This is a genomic window from Chryseobacterium sp. SIMBA_029 (assembly GCF_046535275.1).
In the GTDB taxonomy this organism is placed as follows: domain Bacteria; phylum Bacteroidota; class Bacteroidia; order Flavobacteriales; family Weeksellaceae; genus Chryseobacterium.
The window spans coordinates 1-250 of the sequence record NZ_JAWRXA010000652.1 but is presented as its reverse complement, the minus strand read 5'-3'; the positions used below and the strand labels follow the sequence as shown (position 1 = coordinate 250).

At 67.6% G+C, this 250-nt stretch carries 1 protein-coding gene; it reads left to right on the top strand.

Annotated elements, in window-relative coordinates; translation table 11 throughout:
• Nucleotides 1–208, top strand: a 208-nt coding sequence (locus SB679_RS25585; RefSeq protein ID WP_410705174.1) for a hypothetical protein, incomplete at its 5' end; no start/stop codon positions are given.
• Nucleotides 209–250: the final 42 nt, after the last annotated feature.

Here is a 250-nt window from a genome sequence, read left to right as displayed (position 1 = left end):
CTTCGAGGTGCTCGGAAGCGAGTCTGCCGCGGTGGGCCGCATGCAGATGCCATCGCAGGTTGTCGAGACCGCTATCAAAGCCCTGGACCGCAGCGGAACGCCCGGCAGCGTGGTGTCCGGCTGGGCGAACCGCTTGGCCGCCGGGTTCGCCCATCGCCTGCCTCGGGCAATCACTGTGGCGATCGCAGCTAGCGCTGTGCAGGATTAGACGCCGAGGACTGGCTAGCCTGAGGTGAGGGCCGATCCCCCA